Consider the following 21150-nt stretch of genomic DNA (forward strand, 5'->3'; position numbering starts at 1 on the left):
GGGGCGCGGGTGGCGGGCCTCCTGGCCCGGCGCGGTGCTGGGCTGAGCAGGGGGCATCATCTACAGTGGGCGGGCAAGGCCCGGTGACGGGCGCCTTTGAGCAGGAAGGTTTCCGTGGACGTCTTCGACCCAGTGCGGAGCGGCGCGGCGGATCCGCGTCGCCGGACCAACCCCCTTCTGGACCCGCGTGACCTGCGCCTGCCGCGCGTGGCCGAGCCCTGCGTCCTGGTCATGTTCGGGATCACCGGCGACCTGGCGCGCCACAAGCTGCTCCCGGCCGTTTACGACCTGGCCAACCGGGGGCTGCTGTCCCCCAGCTTCTCCCTTGTGGGAGTCGGCCGCCGGCCCTGGAGCGACGAGGACATGCGTGACTACGTCGCCGCCAACGTCCGCAAGCGGGCCCGGACGCCGTGGCGCGAGGCGATCTGGGACCAGCTCGCCGCAGGCATGCGCTTCGTGGAGTTCGACTCCTTCACCGACGACGAGGCCTACGCCCGGCTCACCACGGTGGTCGAGGGGCTCGACGCCGACCGCGGGACGAGCGGCAACCGCGCCTTCTACCTGTCGATCCCTCCGGGGTGGTTCCCGGCGGTCACCGAGAGGATCGCCGCCTCCGGGCTCGTCGACGAGGCAGCCGGGTCCTGGCGCAGGGTGGTCATCGAGAAGCCCTTCGGGCACGACCGGGCCAGCGCCCGTGAGCTCGACGAGCTCGTGGGCCGGATCGTGCGCCCCGACGACGTCTTCCGCGTCGACCACTACCTGGGCAAGGAGACCGTCCAGAACATCCTCGCGCTGCGCTTCGCCAACACGATGTTCGAGCCCCTGTGGAACCAGCGCTACGTCGACCACGTCCAGATCACGATGGCCGAGGACATCGGGATCGGCACGCGGGCCGGCTACTACGACACGATCGGCTCGGCCCGTGACGTCATCCAGAACCACCTCCTCCAGCTCCTGGCGCTCACGGCGATGGAGGAGCCCACGAGCATGAGCGCCCCGCAGGTGCGTGCCGAGAAGGAGAAGGTGCTCGCCGCGGTGCGCCTGGAGCGCGACGGGCTGCTCGACCTGGACGCGACGACCGCGCGCGGACGCTACGCGGCCGGCTACCAGGGCGGCGTCCCGGTGCGCGCCTACCTCGATGAGGACGGGGTCGCCCCGGACTCGCGCACCGAGACCTTCGCCGCCCTGCGCCTGGAGATCGCCAACAGGCGCTGGGCCGGGGTCCCCTTCTACCTGCGCGCCGGCAAGCGCCTGGCGCGCCGGGTCACCGAGGTCGCGGTCGTCTTCAAGCAGCCTCCCTTCCTGCCCTTCGGCCCCGCGGCCACCGCGGGCGTGGGCTCCAACGCCGTCGTCCTGCGGATCCAGCCCGACGAGGGCATCACGATGAGGCTGGCCTCCAAGGTCCCCGGCACGCAGATGGAGCTGCGCGACGTGTCGATGGACTTCGGCTACGGGGCCACCTTCAACGAGGAGTCCCCCGAGGCCTACGAGCGGCTCATCCTCGACGCCCTCCTCGGCGACGCCCCCCTGTTCCCCCACCAGCGCGAGGTGGACCTGTCCTGGCGGATCCTCGACCCCGTCATCGAGCACTGGGCGGCCAACGGCCGGCCGGAGGACTACCGGCCCGGCTCCTGGGGGCCGGAGGGCGCCCACGAGCTCCTCGCCCGCGACAACCGCACCTGGAGGCGCTCATGATCACGACCCTCGACGCGACGACCACCGACGGCATCGTCTCGGCCCTGCTGTCCCACGAGGGCGTGGCCGGCGGCTCCCGGGTGCTCACCCTCGTCGTCGACACCGACGCCGCAGGCCTGGAGAAGGCCCTCGAGGCCGCCCACGGGGCCAGCCGCGACCACCCCTGCCGGATCGTGGCCCTCGTGCGGCCCGAGGCGGGCGACGTCTGTGAGCCCGACGGGCGCCTTGACGCCCAGATCCGCGTGGGCCACCACGCCGGTGCCGGGGAGACGATCGTCCTCCTGCCTCGCGGGAGGGTCGCCGAGCACGTCGACACCCTCGTCGTGCCCTTCCTCCTGCCCGACGTGCCGGTCGTCGTCTGGTGGCCCTGCGTTCCCCCCGAGCACCCCGCCTCCAGCCCCCTGGGGCGCCTGGCCACCACCCGGATCACGAACACCCCGGCCCTGCCCGACCCCTCGGCGGCCCTGGCCGCCCTGGCCCCCTCCTCGGTCCGCGGGGACATCGACCTGGCCTGGACGAGGATCACCCTGTGGCGGGCCATGGTCGCCTCGATCCTCGACCCGGTGCTCCGGGACCAGGGCATCGATGACATCGTCGTGGCCGGGGAGCCCGCCAACGCCGCGGTCTCCCTCATCGTGTGCTGGCTGCGCCTGCGACTGGGGGTGCCCGTCGAGCGCGTCGACGTCCCCGGCGCCCACGGCATCGACACGATCACGGCGCGCACCCCCGCCGGGGAGCTCGTCATCGCCCGCACCGACCACGAGCGGGTCTCGATCCGCCGGCCCGGCGCCCGGGAGCCTCAGGTCGTCATCATGGCCAGGCGCGAGCCGGTGTCGACGATGAACGAGGAGCTGCGCCGCCTGACCCCCGACCTCGTCTACGAGGAGGTCCTGGCCTCATTCGCAGCCGAGTGCTCGCACCGTGCCGTTCCTGCCGTTCCTGCTGTTCACGCCGTTGACGCGGCTGACGCCGACCACTCCCGGGAGGACTGACATGACCCGACCTGTGAGCCCCGAGCCGCCTGCCCGAGAGGCGATCGAAGCGGGCGCTGCGGCCCTACCCGCCCCTGAGCTCCGTGTCCACACCGACCTGGCGGAGGCCGCCGAGCACGCCGGGCGGGACACCGCCGCGGCCCTGGTAGCCGCCGTCGCCCAGCGGGGCGCGGGCCACCTCGTGCTCACCGGCGGCTCGGGCGGCCAGGCCCTGGCCGAGGTGCTGCCCGCAGCCCTGGAGCGCGCGGGCCTGCGACCTGGCTCCGGGCTTGAGGCGATCCACCTGTGGTTCGGTGACGAGCGCTTCGTCGAGCGCGGCCACCCCGAACGCAACGACGCCCTGGCCCAGCCGCTCGTGGACGCCGGGATCCCTGAGGCGCGTGTCCACCGCGTCCCCGGGCCGGATGAGGTCGCCGACGTCGAGGCCGCGGCGCAGGCGCTGCGTGCCGAGCTCGAGCGCAGCGGCCCGGCCGACGGGCGCTTCGACGTCATCCACCTCGGCCTGGGGCCCGACGCCCACGTGTGCTCCTTGTTCCCGGGCCACGCCGCGGCGCTGGCCGCGGGCACGACCGTCGCCGTGCGCAGCTCTCCCAAGCCGCCCCCCGAGCGGGTCTCGCTCACCTTCGAGGTGATCCAGCGGGGCCGGGAGGTCATGGTCGTGGCAGCGGGCGCGGGCAAGGCGCAGGCGGCGGCCCTCGGCCTGGGCCGTCCCGAGGTCCTCACCGCCCCGGCGTCCTGCGGGCGCGGGGAGCGCACGACCTGGTACCTCGACGCCCCGGCCGCCCACGACCTGTCCACGGTCCCGGGCTGAGGGACCTCCCGGGGCGGTTGTCCACAGCCCCGCGCCCGCAGGCGGCAGCCCGCGGCACCATGATCTAGGCTCCGCCCATGCGAATGATCCCCCTGGGCGGCTCGACGCTGAGCGCCCCCTGCGTCATCCTCGGTCTCATGCGCGTCGCCGACATGGACGACGCCGCGATCCGCTCCCTCGTGAGCACCGCCCTCGACGAGGGCGTCACCATGTTCGACCACGCCGACATCTACGGTCGCGACCACCTGTGCGAGGAGCGCTTCGGCTCCGCGCTGGGGTGGGGCGCCGCCGAGCGCGAGCAGGTCATCATCCAGACCAAGTGCGGCATCCGCTTCGGCTGGTTCGACTTCTCCCGCGAGCACATCCTGTCCTCGGTCGACCAGTCGCTGGCGGCTCTGCGCACCGACTACATCGACGTGCTCCTCCTTCATCGCCCCGACGCCCTGGTCGAGCCCGAGGAGGTGGCCTCCGCCTTCGACGCCCTGAGCGCCTCGGGCAAGGTGAGGCACTTCGGGGTCTCCAACCACACCCGCGGCCAGCTCGAGCTCCTGCGCTCGGTGGTCGACCAGCCCCTCCTCGCCAACCAGCTCCAGCTGTCGGTGACCCACGCCGACATGATCGCCGAGGGCGTGGCCCTCAACATGCGCCACGACCAGTCGCTCGTGCGCACCGACGGGATCCTCGACTACTGCCGCCTGACCGGCACGACGGTCCAGGCCTGGTCTCCTTTCCAGAACGGCGACGGCACCGGCCCCTTCCTCGGTGACACGGCCCGCTTCGGGGCGCTCAACACGGTCATCGACCGCCTCGCGGCGCAGTACGCAGTGGCTCCCGAGGCGATCGCGACGGCCTGGATCCTCAGGCACCCGGCGGACATCCAGGTGGTGCTCGGCACGACCCGGCCCGAGCGGGTCCGCGCGGCCGCGGCGGGGGCGCGGACAAGGCTCAGCCGCGAGCAGTGGTACGAGGTGTTCCGCGCCGCCGGGTACATCGTCCCCTGAGATCCCGGCTCCGGACCGTCCGATGAGGTCACTGGCTCTTCTGGCCCTGGTGCTCGCTCCCGCTGCCGGCCTGGCTCCCGTGGGGCCGCCGGCCGCCGCGCAGGTAGCCTGGGACGAGCGGGGCGACCAGGTCCTGAGCGCCGACAAGGCCCTCGAGGCCCTGGCGGGACTGCCCGAGGACTCCCCCGCACCGGTGTCCTGGGGTGAGGGGGGCTCGCGCACGGGATGGTTCGGCGAGTCCTGGGAGGACGTCGACGGCGACGGCTGCGACACCCGCAACGAGATCCTCGCCAGGGACCTGGCCGACCCTGACTTCTCCCGGGCCCCGGGTCTCCAGGGCCGAGGCGAGGGAGCGGGTCAGGGCGCCGCGGTGTGCCCCGACGCCACGGTGTGGTCGGGCACCCTCGAGGACCCCTACACCGGCACGACGGTCGCCTTCCAGCGAGGCCAGGACACCTCCGCGGCGGTCCAGGTCGACCACGTCGTCCCCTTGATCTACCTCTACGCCCACGGCGCCTGGCAGTGGGACGCACGCACCCGGCTCCTGGCGGCCAACGACCCGCTCAACCTGCTGGCCGTCGACGGGCAGGCCAACCAGTCGAAGTCCGGCTGCGGGCCGGCGACCTGCCCGATGGGATCGACCGAGACCGGCACGTGGCAGACCGCGGGCGGATCCGGGTGGTGGCCCCAGAGCTCCTACCGCTGCCAGTACGCGTCGCGCTTCGTGTCGGTGGCCTCCGCCTACTCCCTGGGCCTGCCCGAGGCCGACCGACAGGCGCTGCACGAGACCCTGACCGACTGCGCCGCCGGTGGCGACGGGTCCGTCTCGGTGGCCGAGCGCACGACGGCGACGGTGCGCGAGCTGACCGGCGAGCCCGGTCCGGCGCTCCTGGCGGCGGTGGGCCTGGCCCTTGTCGGCACGGGTGTCCTGCTCCGGGCGCGCCGGGCACTGAGGCGCAGGCCGCACCGGGCGCGCCGCCGTTGAGCCGTCCGGTGGGCCCTTCGGGCGCGACGAGCCCGGTCTGGGAGCGTCCGGGAGCGTCCTGGAGGTGCTCCCCGGGCCGCCTCGGGGATCGTCCTAGGATGGGGACCATGACGAGACGACGGGGGCGATCGGGACAGGCTGGGCCCGAGGCGGGCGGCGCCGAGCAGGGCCTGTCCTCGGCTCGCGTCGACGTGTGGCTGTGGAGCGTGCGCCAGGTCGGCTCCCGCTCGGCGGCGACGGCCGCATGCCGGGCGGGGCACGTGCGCGTCAACGGGGAGGCGGCCAAACCCGCCCAGCACGTGGGCGTCGGTGACGAGATCCGCGTGCGTGTCAGGGGCTTCGACCGCCGGCTCGTCGTCAGGCGCATCCTGGTCAAGCGGGTGGGCGCCCCGGTGGCGCGCACCGCCTACGACGACGTCTCGGATCCGCTGCCCTCCCCCCTGGACGCGCCGGCGCCCGTCCTGCGCGCCCGGGGCGCGGGCCGCCCCACGAAGAAGGAGCGTCGTCAGCTCGACGCCCTGCGGGGCGTGGATCGTGCTGGCGGCCCCCAGTCCCTTCAGGCGGCTGAGGACATCGAACGGCTTCTTGACCGGCCGGCCCCCCGCGCTACTGAGCCGGGGACCGGTGGGAGGAGGTCGTCGTGACGGATCCTGGTCGGCCCTGGCCCCTCGTGCGGTCGGAGCGGTGGTGGCGGTGATGGGGCCCTCCGGACGACGCCGGGCCTCCCTGGGGGCACTGGCGCTGGCGGGGCTGAGCGCCGTCGGCGTCCTGGCGGTCCGCCGCCACGAGCTCGGACCGGGCCTGAGCCGGGTGCGCCCGGAGCTGCGCGCTCCCCTGCTCGCCCTGGGACGCGGCCCCACCGGCGCGCCCCAGGAGCCCACCGTCGTCCCGCCACGGGTGGCGGCAGTGGCCTCCCGCGTCTTCCCGGTGGGCCTGGGGCAGCGCCAGGCCGTGCCCGGGCAGGACGGCGAGGTGCCCGTGTGGGTCTACGAGACGGCCGAGCGGGCCGCCGCCGGGCCGACCGGCGCGCTGCTGTGGCTCCACGGAGGCGGTCTCATCGCGGGCACACCGGCCCAGGACCACATGCTGTGCACGAGGATCGCCCGTGAGCTCGGCATCCTCGTCGTCTCGGTGGACTACCGGCTGGCCCCCGCCCACCCCTACCCCGCCGCGATCGAGGACTGTGCGCTCGTGCTGCGCTGGCTGACCGAGGACTCCGAGCGGCTGGGGGTCGACCCGGCGCGCATCGCCGTCGGCGGGTCGAGCGCGGGCGGCGGGCTGGCGGCCGCCCTGGCCCAACGGGTGCGAGATGAGCGCAGGGACCGGGGTGCGGGCCCGGACCGGCCAGGGAGCACCGTGCCCTCGATCGCCTTCCAGCTGCTCGTCTACCCGATGCTCGACGACCGCACCGGGGCCGGGGGCGTCGAGGTCCCCGGGCGCGGGGAGTACGTGTGGACGGCTCGTTCCAACGCCGAGGGCTGGGCCGCCTACCTCGGCCACCGCGCCGGGGAGCCGGAGAACCGGCCCTGGGCGGTGCCCGCCCGGTGCGAGGACCTGTCGGGGCTCGCCGACGCGTGGATCGGGGTGGGCGAGCTCGACCTGTTCGTCGAGGAGAACCTGCGCTACGCCGAGCGCCTGCGGCAGGCGGGTGCCGACGTCCAGGTGCGCGTCGAGCCGGGGATGTACCACGGCGCCGACCACTGCACGTGGTCGGCGGCCATGCGCGACTTCCGCGCCGAGGCCCTTGACGCCCTGGGGCGGGCGCTGCGCAGCTGAGCCCAGCGTGCCGGAAGGCTCCTGGGGCTCAGGCCATCCGGTCGAGCAGCGCCTCAATGGTGCGCAGCACGCCCCGGTCGGTGTTGGCCGGCGCCGTGTAGCGGGCACGGGCCAGTACCTGCGGGTGGGCGTTGGCCATGGCGAAGGACAGCTCGGCGTGGTCGTAGAGCTCGAGGTCGTTGAGGTAGTCGCCGAACACGGCCGTCTGCGCCGCGCTGATCCCCATGCGCCGCTGGAGCGCGGCCAGGGCGCGCCCCTTGGAGGCCAGGGGCGGCATCATGTCCGTCCAGTGACGTCCGGAGACAACCGTCTGGGCCTGCGGGGCTGCGGCGGCCAGGGTGGGAGCGGCCTCACGCTCGATGTCACCGAAGGAGTAGACGGCCACCTTGAGCACGTCGTCCAGGGGCAGGGCGAGCAGGTCGTCGACCACCTCGAGCCGGGCGTAGTACCGGGAGCACTCCTGGACGAAGCGCGTGTCGCGGCGCTCGACGCAGGCGCGCTGCTTCGTGGCCACGACAGCGCCGATGTCCTGGCCCGTCTCGTGCAGCTGTCGGGTGGCGCCCACGGCGGCACGCACCTGGTCCGTGTCGAGGGTGTCAGAGTGGATCTCCTCCTCGCCCTGGACGACGTAGGTGCCGTTCTCGGCGATGACCGGCCCGTCGAGGGCCAGGGGGCCGAGCACGTCACGGATGTTGTGGAGCTGACGGCCCGAGGCCGGCACGAAGAGGACTCCGCGCTCCCGCATCAGCTCGGTCGTGCGGTCCAGCCCCTGAGGAAGGGCGCCGTCTGCGGCCAGGAGGGTGCCGTCCATGTCGGTGACGACCAGACGCAGGTCGACGGTGTCGGGCAGGTCGGGCAGAGCCAGGGTGCGGGTCATGGGGGGATTCTGGCAGGTCAGGGGCCGGTGGCGGGAGCGGACGCCTGCGCGCAGGGCGGAGGTGGGCGCGTGCGTGTGGGAACCTACGTAGGCTCGAGTGAGCACAGTGCACGGGCAGAGCCCAAGGAGAGCATCATGACCGTCACTGACAAAGGACCCCAGCCCAACGTCTTCGACCTCGAGGCCGCCACCGTGGGCAACGAGAGCTACAGGACGGTGGCGTGGACCGGCACCTACCTGCAGGTCACGCTCATGTCGATCCGGCCGGGTGAGCCCATCGGCCTGGAGACCCACCCCGAGATCGACCAGTTCATCCGCATCGACGCCGGCCAGAGCAGCTGCGTCATGGGACCGAGCGCCGAGGACCTGACCCTGACCCAGGAGGTGAGCGACGGCTGGTCGATCCAGGTTCCGGCAGGCACCTGGCACGATGTCGTCAACACCAGGGATGAGCCGCTGCGCCTGCACACGACCTACGCTCCCGTCCACCACGCGCAGGGCATCGTCCAGGCCACCGCCGCGCAGACCGAGGCCGACGAGGAGGCGAGACGTGACGAGCCTCCGGCGCGGACCTGGCAGTCCGGTCGGCGGGCCGCGGACTCCCACGCCTGAGGTCGCCAGGGCCACCGGCGACGTGATCGTCGGGGACGACGGGTTGGCACTCGACGAAAAAGTGTCACTGTGGACCACAACTGCCCGGCCAACTCGCCTCGGTGCCGAGTAGGACCCGCATGATTCCGCCAATCATCTCCGTCACGTGAGCCATGCGGAGCCCCATATGTGGTCCACAGTGACACATGTGCGCCAGGTAGCTTGTCACGGTGAGCACGTGGGACTCCGTCGAGGGTGTCGTCACCCTGCCGGACGGTCGCCGGGTCCGGGGCACCGGGCGCCGTCGGCCGCGCGGGTGCGTCCCCGACCCCGAGCTGGCCGTCTACCTGCTCGGCAGGGAGCCGGAGGTGACCCGCTGGCCCTACCTGTGGGTGCGGTGGCCCGACTTCCGGCTTCCTGCCGAGCCCGACCGGGCCGTGGCCGTGCTGCGCGAGGCTCACCGCCGGGCCGCGCACGAACGGGTCGAGATCGCCTGCGACGGTGGGGTGGGACGCACCGGCACGGCCATGGCGCTGCTGGCTGTCCTCAGCGGTGTGCCGTCCCAGGACGCCGTCGCCTGGGTTCGCAGGACGTACCACCCTCGCGCCGTCGAGACCCCGTGGCAGAGGACCTGGGTGGAGCGGTCGCTCGGGGCCGTCACGCGAACACGCTGAGCCCGTAGAGGACGAAGACGGCGAGGTGGGCGGAGCCGTGCACGGCGGTCAGCCGCCGGGCGCTCACGGTCACGTGGGTGAGCAGCAGGCTCACACCGACGAGCACGAGGTTCGTGGGGGTCTCGGCCAGGACGACTCTCTGTCCGCTCAGCTCGCCGATGGCGAGCACTGCGGGCAGGGTGAGCCCGACGCAGGACACGAGGGCACCGTAGGCGAGGTTGGCCACGCGCTGTGCCTGGCCTCTCCACGCCGCCCGGACGGTGGCGATGCCCTCGGGCAGGAGCACGACCGTGGCGATGAGGACACCCGACAGGGCGACCGGCGCCCCGAGCCGGCCCAGACCGTCGTCCAGGAGCACGGCCATGTCGTGTGAGAGCAGGAGGACGGGGGTCACGGTGACCAGGAGGACAACGGCTCTGGCGATGACCTCGGCCAGGTGCTCGTGGCGTGGCGTACCGGCCCCCTGGCGGGTCTCGCGGTCGACGGTGCCTGCGTCACTGCCGGGCTCCACCCCCGTGACCTCCTGGAAGTCTGGGCTCTGAGCACCCGTCTGGCGGTGGAGGAAGAACCCGTAGAGCACCACGACGAGCACGATGACAGGTACCGCCTGGTCGGAGGAGTAGGACCCGTCGACGCCGATAGTGCCGGGCAGGACGAAGGCGACGGCGGTCAGGACGACAAGAAGCGCGAGGTAAGCCGAGACCCCGGTGGGGTTGGCCCGCAGGTCCCCGTGACGCAGGCCCCCGACAACGAGGGCGGCGCCGACGAGGAGGTTGAGCACGATCATCGTCGTGGCCATGACGGAGTCGCGCGCGACGGTCGTGTGCTCACCCGGGCCGAGCAGGACGGCGCAGATGAGGATGACCTCGATGACGACGACGGACAGGGTGAGCACGAGCGTCCCGTAGGGGTCGCCCAGGCGCTGGGCGAGACGCTCCGCCTGGATGACGACCCCGAAGGCGCAGGCGATGACGACGGCCACGATCGTGGTCAAGGCCGTCACCAGCGCGAGGGCCGGCAGGCCTGCGCCCAGGACGGGCCGAGCGAGGAGGACGACGAGGAAGGAGCCCCAGCCGAGGGCGACCCGGAGGGCGGCGGTGGGGGTCAGGACGGTCGTGAGCACCGTGCGGAGGCAGGAGCGAGCAGGCATCGGGTGACCCTGTTCTGCGGGGCCGTCCCCGCGTGCGCTGTGCGTCGGGTCGTCCCGCCGGCATCTTGCCCTCCCACCCTAACGGACGGGTTGGTCACGCGCATGGGCCGCCCGCTCGTCGAGGGCCCTCGACGACGCCCTCGAAGGGCCGACCGGGACCCGGCCCTCACGCTCCTCACCCACCGAGCAGGTACGGTCAGCGCCTCACCCAGCTCGGCAGGCCGATGAGGTAGTCCTCGATGGTTCCCGAGCCGAGGTCCGAGGCGACAAGGATCCGGCTCAGGTCGCGTGAGACGGTGGCCTGCGGCTCGGCGAAGTAGCCGGTCGCGCCGGTCTCGGAGACCCGGGTGTGGACGACGTTGAGGGCCCTGCCGTCGGGGACGAGCTCGACGAGCCAGACCTTGCGGTACTCCGGGCGCAGGGTCGGCGCGGGAGCGGTGGTGCCGTAGTCGGCGCTGTCCGCGTAGGTGGACACCACCGCCCATCCGGGGGCGTCATGGGCCTGCCCGGACACGTGCAGGGCGTAGGACTCCCCTGCCTCAGGGTAGAGCGAGCGCAGCTCGAAGGACTCCCCCGTGTCCAGGTCGAGGGCCACGAGTGCGCCTGAGGTGTAGTCGGCGTAGAGCAGGTAGTCCTCGTGGTCGGGGCCGAAGGCCAGGTCGGAGTGCTCCGATCCCTGGGTCAGGACGCGGCTGGAGGAGAAGTCTCGGGCGTAGGCGACCGTCCCGCCCTCCCCTGCCAGCCAGGAGACGACCGCGTGGCGGCCGCTGGCGGAGGTCGAGACGTGGTCGGGCAGGGCGTGGGGCACGGGGAACTCAGCGGCGTCGAGGGTGCCGACGATCGTGCGCTCGTCGAGGTCGAGGACGACCAGGCCGTGGATCGTGGTGGACTGGGTGGCGTCGTCGTAGGTGGTGGCCATGAGGGCCAGGTAGCGGCCGTCGGCGCTTGTCGTGCCCTCCCCCTTCGTCCAGTACGAGGCCGCCTCGGGCCAGGGGGTGGCGTCGGCGAAGTCGAAGAGGAGCTCCGAGCGGCCGGTGTCCACGTCGAGGGAGCGCCAGGTCGTCGAGCCGTTGCGCCCCGTGTAGCGCAGGAGGCGGGGGTCGGAGGCGTGCCACAGGGGCTCGCAGTCGCCGACGAGATCGGTCAGGACCGCCAGGTGGGCGAAGGTGGTGGAGTCGTACAGGTGCCAGGCGCCCGAGCCGTCCTGAGCCAGGTGGCGGGTGTTGTCGGCGTTGAAGGCCTGGCGGCGGCTGTACTCGTGACGCATGCGGGCTGAGCCGTTGGCCTGGAGGGAGTCGGCGGCGTCGGTGGCCCGGTACAGCAGGGTGCCGTAGGTCGGGTCGACGGTGGCCTGCTCGAGGCCGGTGGCGCGCTCGGGGCGGGACAGCGGGGCCACAGGCTCATCCGACAGGGTGCTCAGGGTGAAGTCGGGGTCGTAGAGCGCGTCGAAGGGGTTGGCGACCGCGGGAGCCGAGGCGGGGCCGGTGGCCGGGGCGCTGCTCGTGGACGAGCAGGCCGGCGCACCGCAGGCCGTGAGGGTGAGCACGGTGGCCAGCGCCGCGCGGCGGCGCAGCAGGTAGGGGGACATCGGCTCTCCTTCCGGCTGGGCCCGATCGGCCCGGTACGAGGACGTCGCGCACCGCGCGGCCCCGACGATAGCAACCGGGCCTCGGCCCCGCTCCTGGGACCTGCCCGTCTCGAGGCCTCGGAGCCTCGGAGGACAAGCCTCGGTGCGGCTCAGGCCGCCGGGGCCGCCTGAGCCGTCTCCTCCCCCTCCCCCTCTGAGGAGGTCACCTCGATCTGCTGGCGGGTGTTCCAGCCCATCTTGGCGCTCGTGAGCATCCCCCAGATGCGCAGGGGGCGCAGGATGACGGTCGTCCACAGCGTGGCCAGCGGTGAGAGCAGGAGAAGCGTGTAGCGCTCGAGGGCGGTCATGTCAGAGCGCCAGACGCGCACGTACCGCGAGTTCTGAGCCAGGCCGATGAGCACGGGCACGATGACGACCTCCACGGGGATGCCGTGCGTGGTGGTCAGCGGGCGCAGGATGACGAGGTAGATGAACACCGAGCTGACGGCCCACAGCTGCATCCACCCGGTCACCTGGCGCCACCAGCCCCAGGAGGCCAGGGGCAGGAAGCGGATGCGCCACAGGCCGCGGATGAAGGAGCCGCGGAACCAGCGCACCTGCTGGCGGTAGTGGTGGCTCCACCGGTCGGGCATCCAGGCGAAGGCGAAGGCGGTGGGCTGCTGGACGGTCCGGCCGTTGAGCAGGGCGAAGAGGGTGAGCATGGAGTCGTCGGAGAACTCGACGTGACGGCCCAGGTAGTTCTCGTTCATGTAGGTCTCGATGTTGTCGGCCAGGATCTGGTACCGGTATGCGGCCAGTCCCCCGGAGTTGACGAGCACCGAGCCGAGGCGGGACATCGAGGAGCGGTCGGTCAGCTGCTGGCCGACGAAGATCATGTCGGTGATCCGCGCCAGGAGGTTGACCCTGGAGTTGGTCGCCAGGATGACCCCGGCCACCGACATGATCGTGGGGTCCTTGAAAGGGTGGGAGATCTCCTTGATCGCCTCATAGTCGAGCATGGAGTCGGAGTCGACGGTCACGAAGAGGTCGGCGTCGTGGATCTGCTGGAAGGCCTGTGCCTGGGCGTGACGCTTGCCCCGGTTCCTCGTGCGCTGCCAGGTGCCGTAGATGCCTTCGCCGGCGATGAGCCGCATGAACCACTCTCGCTGCTCGCGGTAGGAGCCCTGGGTCGAGCCGTCGTCGACGACGTGGATCTCGTCGGGCGGGGTGGACTGGCGCACCAGGGCGGTGAGCATCCGGTGGACCACCTCGGGGTCCTCGTTGTACAGGGGGATGAGCACGGCGATGCGGTGGTGCTTGTGCCCGCCGGGGATGCGGCCCTCGAAGCTGGCCAGGAGGAGCTGGAGGGCGACGATGACGAACACGACGTTGAAGGTCCAGATGAGCCAGGGGTCGAAGTTCGCCCGGGTGGTGATGATGACGCGCCAGTAGAGCCACAGGGCCAGGGCGAGGCTGATGACGAGCAGGGCCGGGGAGAATCCCGAGGTGCTCGCCAGGGCCCGGGGCAGGCCGGACTCCTTGGCGAAGGCCGCGGCCTCCTCACGGGTGGCGACGGGGCGCCGGGTGGTGCGTAGGCGGCGGCGTCCGCCGGAGTGCATGCGCTGCTCGTCCCTGGGGTTCATCCCGCGCTTGAAGGTCAGCTTGACCACGAGGCAGGAGATGACGATGAGCAGGCACACCAGGACGACGAACATTCCAAAGGACCAGTGCATATCAGCGGCTTTCAGGGTGGGCACGGGATGGACGGGTCGGCAGGGTTGAGAAACACGGGTCGCGGGTGGCCGCCCGCGGACGGGCGTCGGACAGGCCGGCGCCCGCCGGTGTGGGTGGTGCCTGCGGGCCGAGCAGCGGCCCGCGGGCTCTGTCAGGTGCCGGGGACGATCTCGGCGATCTTCTTGACCGGCAGTCCGCTGTCCGCCACCCGTGACATGAACAGCTCGAAGGTGGCGGCGTCGACCGTCTCGGGGGCGCCGTCGGGCACCGCCAGGACGCGGTGGAAGACCATGTGCGTCCATGAGCGGTGCTCCGCGCACAGGGCCAGGGCCCGGGTCACCTGGGCCTCAGTGGTGTAGCGGCCCGTGTAGAACACGCGTAACCGCATCGGGTCGCCGGGGACGACGGTCTCGTGGGCGACGTCGATGGTGCGCACCGTGGAGAAGTACTGCCGGGCGATCTGAAGGACCAGCTCGTTGTAGCGCCCCATGGGCAGGGCGAAGTGGTGTGCCGAGCCGTGGTGCCCGTTGTCGATGAGGAAGCTCTTGATCCTCTCGAACTCCCCGCGCAGGCCGGCCTCGTCGAGGGTCGTCAGGTCGGTCGTGGCGTGGGCGGCGATCTCCCAGTTGTGGACGTCGCGCAGCTCCTTGAGCTGGTCGAGGGTCATCCGGCCGGGCAGGCCGATCTTGTCGGCGATGACGTAGGAGGTCCCGGTGGGGATGCCGTGACGCTGCATGATGACGCGCGCCGTCGTGTAGTCGGTGTCGTAGCCGTCGTCGAAGGAGATGGACACCACCCCGGAGTCCTCGACGGGCAGGAGGCCGAGGTAGCCCAGCCACACGCGGGAGGGCCCGGAGCCCGCCCTGGAGTTGACGCGCACCCTGACGCGGGTGACGCGGGACAGCGCCGGCCGGCCCGTGACCGAGCGGGTGGCGGCCCGGTTGACCGTCACCCTGCTCCAGCCTCCCGTCCGCAGTGTCCGGGGGTCGGGGACGACGTCGAGGCGCAGGAAGGAGGAGTCGTCCTGCCCGACCTCCAGCCAGATGCTGTCGATCGTCTGGTGGTCCTCGGCCCGGAGCATGAGGTCCCACTGGCAGCGGGACATGTCGACGCCGCCCAGGGCCAGGTCGATCGCGAGTGGGCGCGCCGGGTCGCCGGTGGTGGTCAGCTCCAGGGACTGCGTGCCGCGCGCGAAGGTGGTCGTGTCGGCGCGCAGGGAGCCCCCGGCGCTCGACCTGACCCAGGCCTGTGCGTCCTGCATGTCGGAGATGACGGTGCGCTCGCGGTAGGGCGAGGAGCCGTAGGCGGGGGCGAAGAGGATCTGGCTGGATGCTCCGCCGGTGGGCGGGACGCCGTCGGTCATGGGTGTGCTCTCCTCAGGGTCGATCAGGGGTGACGAGGGTCGATCAGAAGTGACGGAAAGACGGACAGCTGCTGCCGAGCCCAGTCCCTGCTCCAGGTCCACAGGGGCTGATGTGCGCATGCTCTCAGCAAATGCGGAGGCGATGCTGACCGCATCCACAGGCTACCGACATGGGCCGAGAAGTGGCATGCACCTTGTGCCCTGAGTGCCCACGATGATCTTGGAGGTTCTCACGAAGATCGCCGCTCAGATGCTGAGTCTCGCACGATAGACGCCTCGCAAGGCGCGCGCTAAGGGCTACCTAACTGTCGCTCCTCAGGAGGTTGTGAACGACGGACCGCCGCACCCACGGTGCAGCTGGTTGCACCTGCCCTCGCGGCACGCGTGGTGGCTTCCCCGCAGCCCACCCACCCGAGAGAACGTCGCTGCCGCGCTGCAAGACGATCCTGAGGTCACGAGCACCCGGGGCTCGATCAGGAGCCTTCGCACTCCATGAACCGGGCGGACATTGGACTCTTGGAGGTGAGTATCTGCGTCAGGCGTCCTCGTCCGACTCGTCTCCATCAGAGGGAGAGTCATGATCATTGGCATTCATTATGGCTGCCGCCGCTAATGCGAACAGCGCGACCCCAGCAGCCGTAGCCGCTGGCTTGATCTCCTCGCGAGCCTTCTGCCACTGCTGCCGGTCACGCAGCGCTTCCCCCCAGCCGGGCGCTGTCAGGGGCGCACGCTGAGGCTCGATTCCCAGAGGCGCGTAGAGCTGATCGATCTGCCTGCCGACGGTGTTCACTGAGTCAACCACCGCCTGCGCCTCCCTCCAATGGAGGATGATCTTTTCACTTGCCGTCCCGCCGGCCTCGTCAAGCCGGTTCATCAGCTGGACCGTGCTTTTCACGACCTTGTCGCGACGTTCGCTCCGCGCCTTGTCCAGGCTGAGCCGGTGCGCGTCCAGCTTCGACGGTGCGGTGGCCCTGACATAGTCCAGCTCGAGAATCGCGTGCTGGTCCTCCAGCTGGAAGCAGGAAGCCAGGACCGCCAGCCACACCGCAGCCTCCTTCGCGATCTCTTCTGCGGTCTTCCTCAGCTTCCCGGCGCTGGCGTCCTTGTCCACCTTGTTCGACAGGGCTGCGATCTCACGGAGCGCCTTCGCCTCGACCTCGAACACGGTCGCCTTCGTGTGCTCGACCTTGCCCCAGGCGGTCTCACGGTCGGCACCGTGTTCACGCTGGTTCATGGCCTCGTCGATGGCCATTCTGGCGCCATCCATCTTGGCGAGGTCCTTGTCCCTCTGCCCGCGGCGTACGTCATCGAGCTTGCCGTCGATGGACTCCAGGAGCCCTTTGAGCTCCTTCATCTCCTGCTGCCTGGCGAGCTGTGCCATGATCCCAGCCGCGCCGGACAGGATCGCAGGGTTGGTGAGCCATGACGTCACACCAGTCTCGATCCGGACCCACTTGGCGATCGACCCCGGCTGACCGACCATCGCGTAGCTGATGCCGTCGGTCTTGGTCGGCACGAGTCCAAGCTCCCTGATGTCTCGGGCGGACTCCTCAGTCAACTTGACATATCGCCCTGCGGTTGAGGACGCGCTCAACGCGGCCTCGGCGACGCCGGGAGCGATGTCCAGCACTGATCCGAGTCCTTCAAGACCAAGGTCCTGGGACGCTTCCCACAGACCTGCCTGCTCCAGGAACCTCCTCACAGCGCCTTGCTCACCAACGACAGCCAGACCCTCGTTGTCCTGAACCAGCTCGACCTCATCGGCCACGGTGTCCGGCCCTCCTTACCGCCCTCCTCCGTTCGACAGCACGCTCAGCGGTGGATGGCGGCACGAGCCCGACGAGCGGTGTGAGTCTACCTGCGGGCAGCACCTGGGATCGCCGTCAGACGGTCATCTCCGTCGGACCCGCAGCAGGTCCTGGTGCCAGTCGGTCAGGGCCTCACTGGTCGCGCGCGCCCCGAACGTCAGGTGCGGCTTCCATGGGTCCACCTGCCCCCACGACGCGTCGTCCTGACGCGCCAGTAGGGGCTCGCTCCGTCTGCGCAGAAAAATGGTCACCGTCCTTCGACGGTGACCATCATCTGGTCGGGCTGGCGGGATTTGAACCCACGACCCCTTGACCCCCAGTCAAGTGCGCTACCAAGCTGCGCCACAGCCCGTTGCCCCGCGGCGGGCTGCCGAGCGGGACGTGTAGAACCTTAGCCCACGATCGGGCTCGAGCCGAAATCGCCCTTGGGTGACGACCGTCACCGCTGCGGGGTCCCGCCGTCGGCCTGGGTGCCGGTACCGCCGCCGCGCGCGACAAGGGCGTCCTCCTGAGCCATCCGGCGCAGCGCCGACACGAGCCTGTCCCCCAGGACGTCGAGGGCGACGACGCTGACGACCGCCTCGCGGGGAGTTCCCACTCTCTCGAGGACCTCGGCCTCACGGTCGGCCACCTCCTCGGCCGCCGCGGCGTAGGCGTCGAGGAGCTCGAGGACCTCGGTCGCACCGAGCTCCTCAAGTGCCAGGAGCGTGCGCGCGAGGGTCCACCTGGCCGGGTTGTCCGCCGACACGCTCCACCAGCGGCTCTCGATGAGCGCCTCGACCCGCGCCAGTGCCTCGTCGAGTTGGGCGTGCCCGGACCCCTGGGCCGGGGTGAGTGCGTACTGCGCCGCCCTGAGCGTCTCGGCAGCACTCTCACCGCCGCCGAGATTGGCCAGGACGGCCCGGGCGCCGTCCACGGACAGGCCCCCGACGTCGATGAGCGCCCGCACCAGACGCAGCGCCTCGAGGTGCCGGTCGTCATAGACCGCCTGGTTGGGGCTCGTCAGCTCTCCCGCGGGCACGAGGCCCTCGCGGATGTAGTAGCGGATCGTCGGCGCCCCGACACCGGATCGGGCGCTCAGCTGAGCCATCTTCATCGGCGGACCTCCGGGACCAAGCCTAGAGGTATCCCGCCCGGGCGCGAGCCCGTCGAGACGGAGCACCGAGGGGCAGCGGCGTCGAGGGCGTGCGTTCTCGTCAGCGCTCGCATAGTGAGTTATGCGTCATCCGCCACGCGTTCTCCAGACACTCAGTCGTCTACGCGTAGTCCGCTATGCGCAGTGCTCGGCACCTCGCGATCTCCTCTCACGGCCCGCCCGGCCGGGCGATCGGAGCCACCCGGCCGCTGTCGAGCGGTGCTGCGCGACCTCGTCGGTCGCCGTCGGCCCTCCAGCACGAGGGTGCCCGACGACGCACGATGCGTCGTCGGGCACCCTCAGGACACTGGGGCCGGCACTGACGCCGGCACGGGGGCCCTCAGGACCTCACCCGCGCAGCTGGCGGTAGCGGGTGATGAGCCCGCGGGTTGAGGCGTCCTGCGCGGCGAGGGCCTCGGCGTCGCCCTGGACGGCCGGGGCGATCTCGAGGGCGAGCTTCTTGCCCAGCTCGACCCCCCACTGGTCGAAGGAGTCGATACCCCACACGATGCCCTGGGTGAAGGTGATGTGCTCGTACAGGGCGATGAGCTGGCCGACCACCGAGGGGGTCAGGGCCGGGGCCAGGATCGAGGTGGTCGGCTTGTTGCCGGTGAAGACGCGTGCCGGGACGATCGCCTCGGGCGTGCCCTCGGCACGCACCTCCTGGGCCGTCTTGCCGAAGGCCAGGGCCGCGGTCTGGGCGAGGTAGTTGGACAGGAACAGCTCGTGGACGTCCACTCCCCCGTCCTTGGTCGGGTGGGCGGGGGTGGCCGCGGCGATGAAGTCGGCCGGGATGAGCCGGGTGCCCTGGTGGATGAGCTGGTAGAAGGCGTGCTGGCCGTTGGTGCCCGGCTCGCCCCAGAAGATCTCCCCGGTCTCGGTGGTCACCGGCGAGCCGTCCCAGCGCACCGACTTGCCGTTGGACTCCATGGTCAGCTGCTGGAGGTAGGCGGCGAAGCGGTGGAGGTCCTGGGCGTAGGGCAGCACCGCGTGGGACTCGGCCTTGTAGAAGTTGACGTACCAGACGTTGAGCAGCCCCATGAGCATGGGGACGTTCTCAGCCGGCGCCCGGGTGGCGAAGTGCTCGTCGACGACGTGGAAGCCGGCGAGGAAGTCGGCGAAGTTCTCCGGGCCGATGGCCACGGCCAGGACGGTGCCGACCGCGGAGTCCACCGAGTAGCGCCCGCCGACCCAGCTCCAGAAGCCGAAGGCGTTGTCGGGGTCGATGCCGAACTCGGCGACCTTGTCGAGCGCGGTGGACACGGCCACGAAGTGCTTGGCGACGGCGCCCTCGGCCTCGATCCCCCGCTCGGCCAGGGCGGCGAGGAACCAGTCGCGGGCCATGCGGGCGTTGGTGAGGGTCTCCAGGGTCGTGAAGGTCTTCGAGGCGATGATGAACAGGGTCGTCTCGGGGTCGAGGTCGGCGACCTTCTCGGCGCAGTCGGCCGGGTCGATGTTGGAGATGAACCGGCAGCTCATGCCGTCCTGGACGTAGGGCTTGAGGGCCTCGTAGACCATGACCGGCCCGAGGTCGGACCCGCCGATGCCGATGTTGACCACCGTCTCGATGCGCTTGCCGGTCACGCCGGTCCACTGCCCCGAGCGCACCCGGTCGGCGAAGGAGTAGACCTTGGCCAGGGTGGCGTGGACGTCGGCGATGACGTCCTGGCCGTCGACGACGAGGGAGTCGGTGGCGGGGCGGCGCAGGGCGGTGTGGAGGACGGCGCGGTCCTCGGTGACGTTGATGTGCTCCCCGGCGTACATGGCGTCGCGTCGTCCGGGCACGTCGACCGCCTCGGCGAGCTCGGCCAGGGCGGCACGGACCTCGTCGGTCAGGTAGTTCTTCGACAGGTCGACGAACAGGTCACCCAGCTCGAAGGAGAAGCGCTCGGCGCGGCCGGGGTCCTCGGCGAACCACGTGCGCAGGTCAGGGTCGAGGGTGGAGTGGAGCTCGGTCAGGCGCGTCCAGGCGGGCGTGGTGGTGGGGTCAACCGGAGTCAGCATGCCGCTAGCCTATCGGTGCGGCGGGCCGCAGACCCGTGACCGCCGTCCCGGATCCGCCCACCGCGCGGGAGGAGCTCCGATGAGCACTGCGTCCCCGATGACCGTGACGACCGCCCAGGCGGTCCAGACCGCCCTGGCCGCCCTGGTATCGCCCGCCAAGGCCGAGCAGATGGAGCGCTACATGCGGGCCGTGCCCGGGGGCTACGGCGAGGGGGACCGTTTCCGGGGGCTGACGATGCCGCAGGTCCGGGGCGTGGTCAGGCGCAGCCGGCTTGACGACGACGAGCGCGAGCAGCTCGTGGCCAGCCCCTGGCACGAGGACCGGATGGCGGCGCTGCTGGTCGCGGTGGCCGAGATCCGGCCGCTCAACCGCGTCCTCGAACGCGCCCGGGCGGGTGGCCGGGTCCCGGACGCCAGGATCCGGGCCGCACAGGAGCGTCAGGCCGAGCTCGGCTCCCGGTACCTGAAGTGGGTAGGGCGCGGCAGGGTCAACAACTGGGACCTCGTGGACGCCTCGGCCGAGCACCTTGTGGGCCCCTGGCTCCTCCTGCCTCGTGCCGCGTGGACGCCGGGCAGCGCGGGCGCCTCTCCCCCTCTTCCGGAGCAGATCCTCGACCTGGCCTCATCGGGCAGCCTGTGGGAGAGGCGGGTGGCTGTGCTCGCCACCTTCGCGACGACCCGCGCGGGCGTCGACTGGCCCGCCTACGCCGTGGCCTCCCTACTGCTCGCCGACCCGGAGGACCTCATCCACAAGGCGGTGGGGTGGATGCTGCGTGAGGCGGGAAAGCGGGTCGACGAGGAGGCGTTGCGGGCCTTCCTCGACGCGCACGCCGCCTCCATGCCGCGCACGATGCTGCGCTACGCCGTCGAGCGCCTCGACCCGGAGGTGCGGGCGGCCTACCTCGCGGCGCCACGGGCACCCCGGAGCTGAGAAGAGGCGGCCCGCACGGGCTTCAGGCACCGGACCTCGGGCCCGGCTGCTCGCTT

The 21150-nt window shown here is 71.5% G+C and carries 18 protein-coding genes and 1 tRNA gene; 10 read left to right on the forward strand and 9 right to left on the reverse strand.

The annotated features are described in order from the left end of the window. The first annotated feature begins 114 nt into the window (after positions 1-114). The 7 genes from zwf (at position 115) to EL245_RS01960 (ending at position 7260) form a co-directional block, all read left to right on the forward strand. Positions 115-1695 (forward strand): glucose-6-phosphate dehydrogenase, encoded by a 1581-nt coding sequence (gene zwf, locus EL245_RS01930; protein ID WP_197719433.1) that lies wholly within the window; start codon positions 115-117, stop codon positions 1693-1695. Further along, positions 1692-2687, forward strand: a complete 996-nt coding sequence (locus tag EL245_RS01935) for a glucose-6-phosphate dehydrogenase assembly protein OpcA (RefSeq protein ID WP_126381573.1) — start codon at positions 1692-1694, stop codon at positions 2685-2687. Before zwf ends, EL245_RS01935 begins: the two co-directional genes overlap by 4 nt. Before the next feature lies 1 nt (position 2688). Next, the gene (gene pgl, locus EL245_RS01940) at positions 2689-3498 is read left to right on the forward strand and encodes a 6-phosphogluconolactonase (RefSeq protein ID WP_126381575.1); all 810 of its coding nucleotides are present in this window, start codon (positions 2689-2691) and stop codon (positions 3496-3498) included. 77 nt (positions 3499-3575) lie between these two features. After that, positions 3576-4499, forward strand: coding sequence for an aldo/keto reductase (locus tag EL245_RS01945; RefSeq protein ID WP_126381577.1), 924 nt, complete (start codon positions 3576-3578; stop codon positions 4497-4499). A 22-nt stretch (positions 4500-4521) separates the two neighbouring features. Next, positions 4522-5484 carry an HNH endonuclease family protein gene (locus tag EL245_RS01950; protein WP_126381579.1) on the forward strand — a complete coding sequence of 321 codons (963 nt, stop codon included), beginning with the start codon at positions 4522-4524 and terminating at the stop codon, positions 5482-5484. 107 nt (positions 5485-5591) lie between these two features. Continuing rightward, a complete protein-coding gene (locus EL245_RS01955) occupies positions 5592-6128 on the forward strand; it encodes an RNA-binding S4 domain-containing protein (protein WP_126381581.1) in 537 nt (178 codons plus the stop codon). 52 nt (positions 6129-6180) lie between these two features. Next, positions 6181-7260 carry an alpha/beta hydrolase gene (locus tag EL245_RS01960; RefSeq protein ID WP_126381582.1) on the forward strand — a complete coding sequence of 360 codons (1080 nt, stop codon included), beginning with the start codon at positions 6181-6183 and terminating at the stop codon, positions 7258-7260. Positions 7261-7288: 28 nt separating this feature from the next. Here the strand turns inward: EL245_RS01960 and EL245_RS01965 are convergent, their stop codons facing one another. Next, positions 7289-8137, reverse strand: coding sequence for an HAD family hydrolase (locus EL245_RS01965; protein ID WP_126381585.1), 849 nt, complete (start codon positions 8135-8137; stop codon positions 7289-7291). A 135-nt stretch (positions 8138-8272) separates the two neighbouring features. Here EL245_RS01965 and EL245_RS01970 point away from each other — a divergent pair, with 135 nt between their 5' ends. Both EL245_RS01970 and EL245_RS01975 read left to right on the forward strand, forming a co-directional pair. Further along, entirely contained in the window at positions 8273-8749 is a 477-nt protein-coding gene (locus tag EL245_RS01970) for a cupin domain-containing protein (protein ID WP_126381587.1), read from the forward strand. Between the two features lie 209 nt (positions 8750-8958). Then, the gene (locus EL245_RS01975; protein ID WP_126381588.1) at positions 8959-9402 is read left to right on the forward strand and encodes a protein-tyrosine phosphatase family protein; all 444 of its coding nucleotides are present in this window, start codon (positions 8959-8961) and stop codon (positions 9400-9402) included. Here the strand turns inward: EL245_RS01975 and EL245_RS01980 are convergent. The 8 genes from EL245_RS01980 to pgi form a co-directional block, all read right to left on the reverse strand. Beyond that, a complete protein-coding gene (locus EL245_RS01980; RefSeq protein ID WP_126381590.1) occupies positions 9386-10552 on the reverse strand; it encodes a calcium:proton antiporter in 1167 nt (388 codons plus the stop codon). The two genes, EL245_RS01975 and EL245_RS01980, sit on opposite strands and share 17 nt — an antisense overlap. A 196-nt stretch (positions 10553-10748) precedes the next feature. Then, the gene (locus EL245_RS01985; RefSeq protein WP_126381592.1) at positions 10749-12140 is read right to left on the reverse strand and encodes a hypothetical protein; all 1392 of its coding nucleotides are present in this window, start codon (positions 12138-12140) and stop codon (positions 10749-10751) included. Positions 12141-12289: 149 nt separating this feature from the next. Next, a complete protein-coding gene (locus tag EL245_RS01990) occupies positions 12290-13852 on the reverse strand; it encodes a glycosyltransferase (protein ID WP_126381594.1) in 1563 nt (520 codons plus the stop codon). A 152-nt stretch (positions 13853-14004) separates the two neighbouring features. Beyond that, positions 14005-15216, reverse strand: coding sequence for a polysaccharide deacetylase family protein (locus EL245_RS01995; protein WP_126381596.1), 1212 nt, complete (start codon positions 15214-15216; stop codon positions 14005-14007). Positions 15217-15751: 535 nt separating this feature from the next. Then, entirely contained in the window at positions 15752-16984 is a 1233-nt protein-coding gene (locus EL245_RS02000) for a hypothetical protein (protein WP_126381598.1), read from the reverse strand. A gap of 315 nt (positions 16985-17299) precedes the next feature. After that, a tRNA-Pro gene (locus EL245_RS02005) sits at positions 17300-17376 on the reverse strand. An 87-nt stretch (positions 17377-17463) separates the two neighbouring features. Next, a complete protein-coding gene (locus EL245_RS02010) occupies positions 17464-18120 on the reverse strand; it encodes a MerR family transcriptional regulator (RefSeq protein ID WP_126381600.1) in 657 nt (218 codons plus the stop codon). 387 nt (positions 18121-18507) lie between these two features. Next, positions 18508-20163 carry a glucose-6-phosphate isomerase gene (gene pgi / locus EL245_RS02015; RefSeq protein ID WP_126381602.1) on the reverse strand — a complete coding sequence of 552 codons (1656 nt, stop codon included), beginning with the start codon at positions 20161-20163 and terminating at the stop codon, positions 18508-18510. A gap of 79 nt (positions 20164-20242) precedes the next feature. Between pgi and EL245_RS02020 the strand changes: the two genes are divergently transcribed. Continuing rightward, the gene (locus EL245_RS02020) at positions 20243-21094 is read left to right on the forward strand and encodes a DNA alkylation repair protein (RefSeq protein ID WP_126381604.1); all 852 of its coding nucleotides are present in this window, start codon (positions 20243-20245) and stop codon (positions 21092-21094) included. The last annotated feature ends 56 nt before the right edge of the window (positions 21095-21150 follow it).

This window comes from Actinomyces howellii (assembly GCF_900637165.1).
Lineage (GTDB): Bacteria > Actinomycetota > Actinomycetes > Actinomycetales > Actinomycetaceae > Actinomyces > Actinomyces howellii.

Excerpts from the sequence above, each read along its gene's own strand:
- EL245_RS01935 (WP_126381573.1), top strand. The coding sequence starts at position 1,692 with ATGATCACGACCCTCGACGCGACGACCACCGACGGCATCGTCTCGGCC.
- pgl (WP_126381575.1), top strand. The coding sequence starts at position 2,689 with ATGACCCGACCTGTGAGCCCCGAGCCGCCTGCCCGAGAGGCGATCGAA.
- EL245_RS01945 (WP_126381577.1), top strand. The coding sequence starts at position 3,576 with ATGCGAATGATCCCCCTGGGCGGCTCGACGCTGAGCGCCCCCTGCGTC.
- EL245_RS01950 (WP_126381579.1), top strand. The coding sequence starts at position 4,522 with ATGAGGTCACTGGCTCTTCTGGCCCTGGTGCTCGCTCCCGCTGCCGGC.
- EL245_RS01955 (WP_126381581.1), top strand. The coding sequence starts at position 5,592 with ATGACGAGACGACGGGGGCGATCGGGACAGGCTGGGCCCGAGGCGGGC.
- EL245_RS01960 (WP_126381582.1), top strand. The coding sequence starts at position 6,181 with ATGGGGCCCTCCGGACGACGCCGGGCCTCCCTGGGGGCACTGGCGCTG.
- EL245_RS01965 (WP_126381585.1), bottom strand. The coding sequence starts at position 8,137 with ATGACCCGCACCCTGGCTCTGCCCGACCTGCCCGACACCGTCGACCTG.
- EL245_RS01970 (WP_126381587.1), top strand. The coding sequence starts at position 8,273 with ATGACCGTCACTGACAAAGGACCCCAGCCCAACGTCTTCGACCTCGAG.
- EL245_RS01980 (WP_126381590.1), bottom strand. The coding sequence starts at position 10,552 with ATGCCTGCTCGCTCCTGCCTCCGCACGGTGCTCACGACCGTCCTGACC.
- EL245_RS01985 (WP_126381592.1), bottom strand. The coding sequence starts at position 12,140 with ATGTCCCCCTACCTGCTGCGCCGCCGCGCGGCGCTGGCCACCGTGCTC.
- EL245_RS01990 (WP_126381594.1), bottom strand. The coding sequence starts at position 13,852 with ATGCACTGGTCCTTTGGAATGTTCGTCGTCCTGGTGTGCCTGCTCATC.
- EL245_RS01995 (WP_126381596.1), bottom strand. The coding sequence starts at position 15,216 with ATGACCGACGGCGTCCCGCCCACCGGCGGAGCATCCAGCCAGATCCTC.
- EL245_RS02010 (WP_126381600.1), bottom strand. The coding sequence starts at position 18,120 with ATGAAGATGGCTCAGCTGAGCGCCCGATCCGGTGTCGGGGCGCCGACG.
- pgi (WP_126381602.1), bottom strand. The coding sequence starts at position 20,163 with ATGCTGACTCCGGTTGACCCCACCACCACGCCCGCCTGGACGCGCCTG.
- EL245_RS02020 (WP_126381604.1), top strand. The coding sequence starts at position 20,243 with ATGAGCACTGCGTCCCCGATGACCGTGACGACCGCCCAGGCGGTCCAG.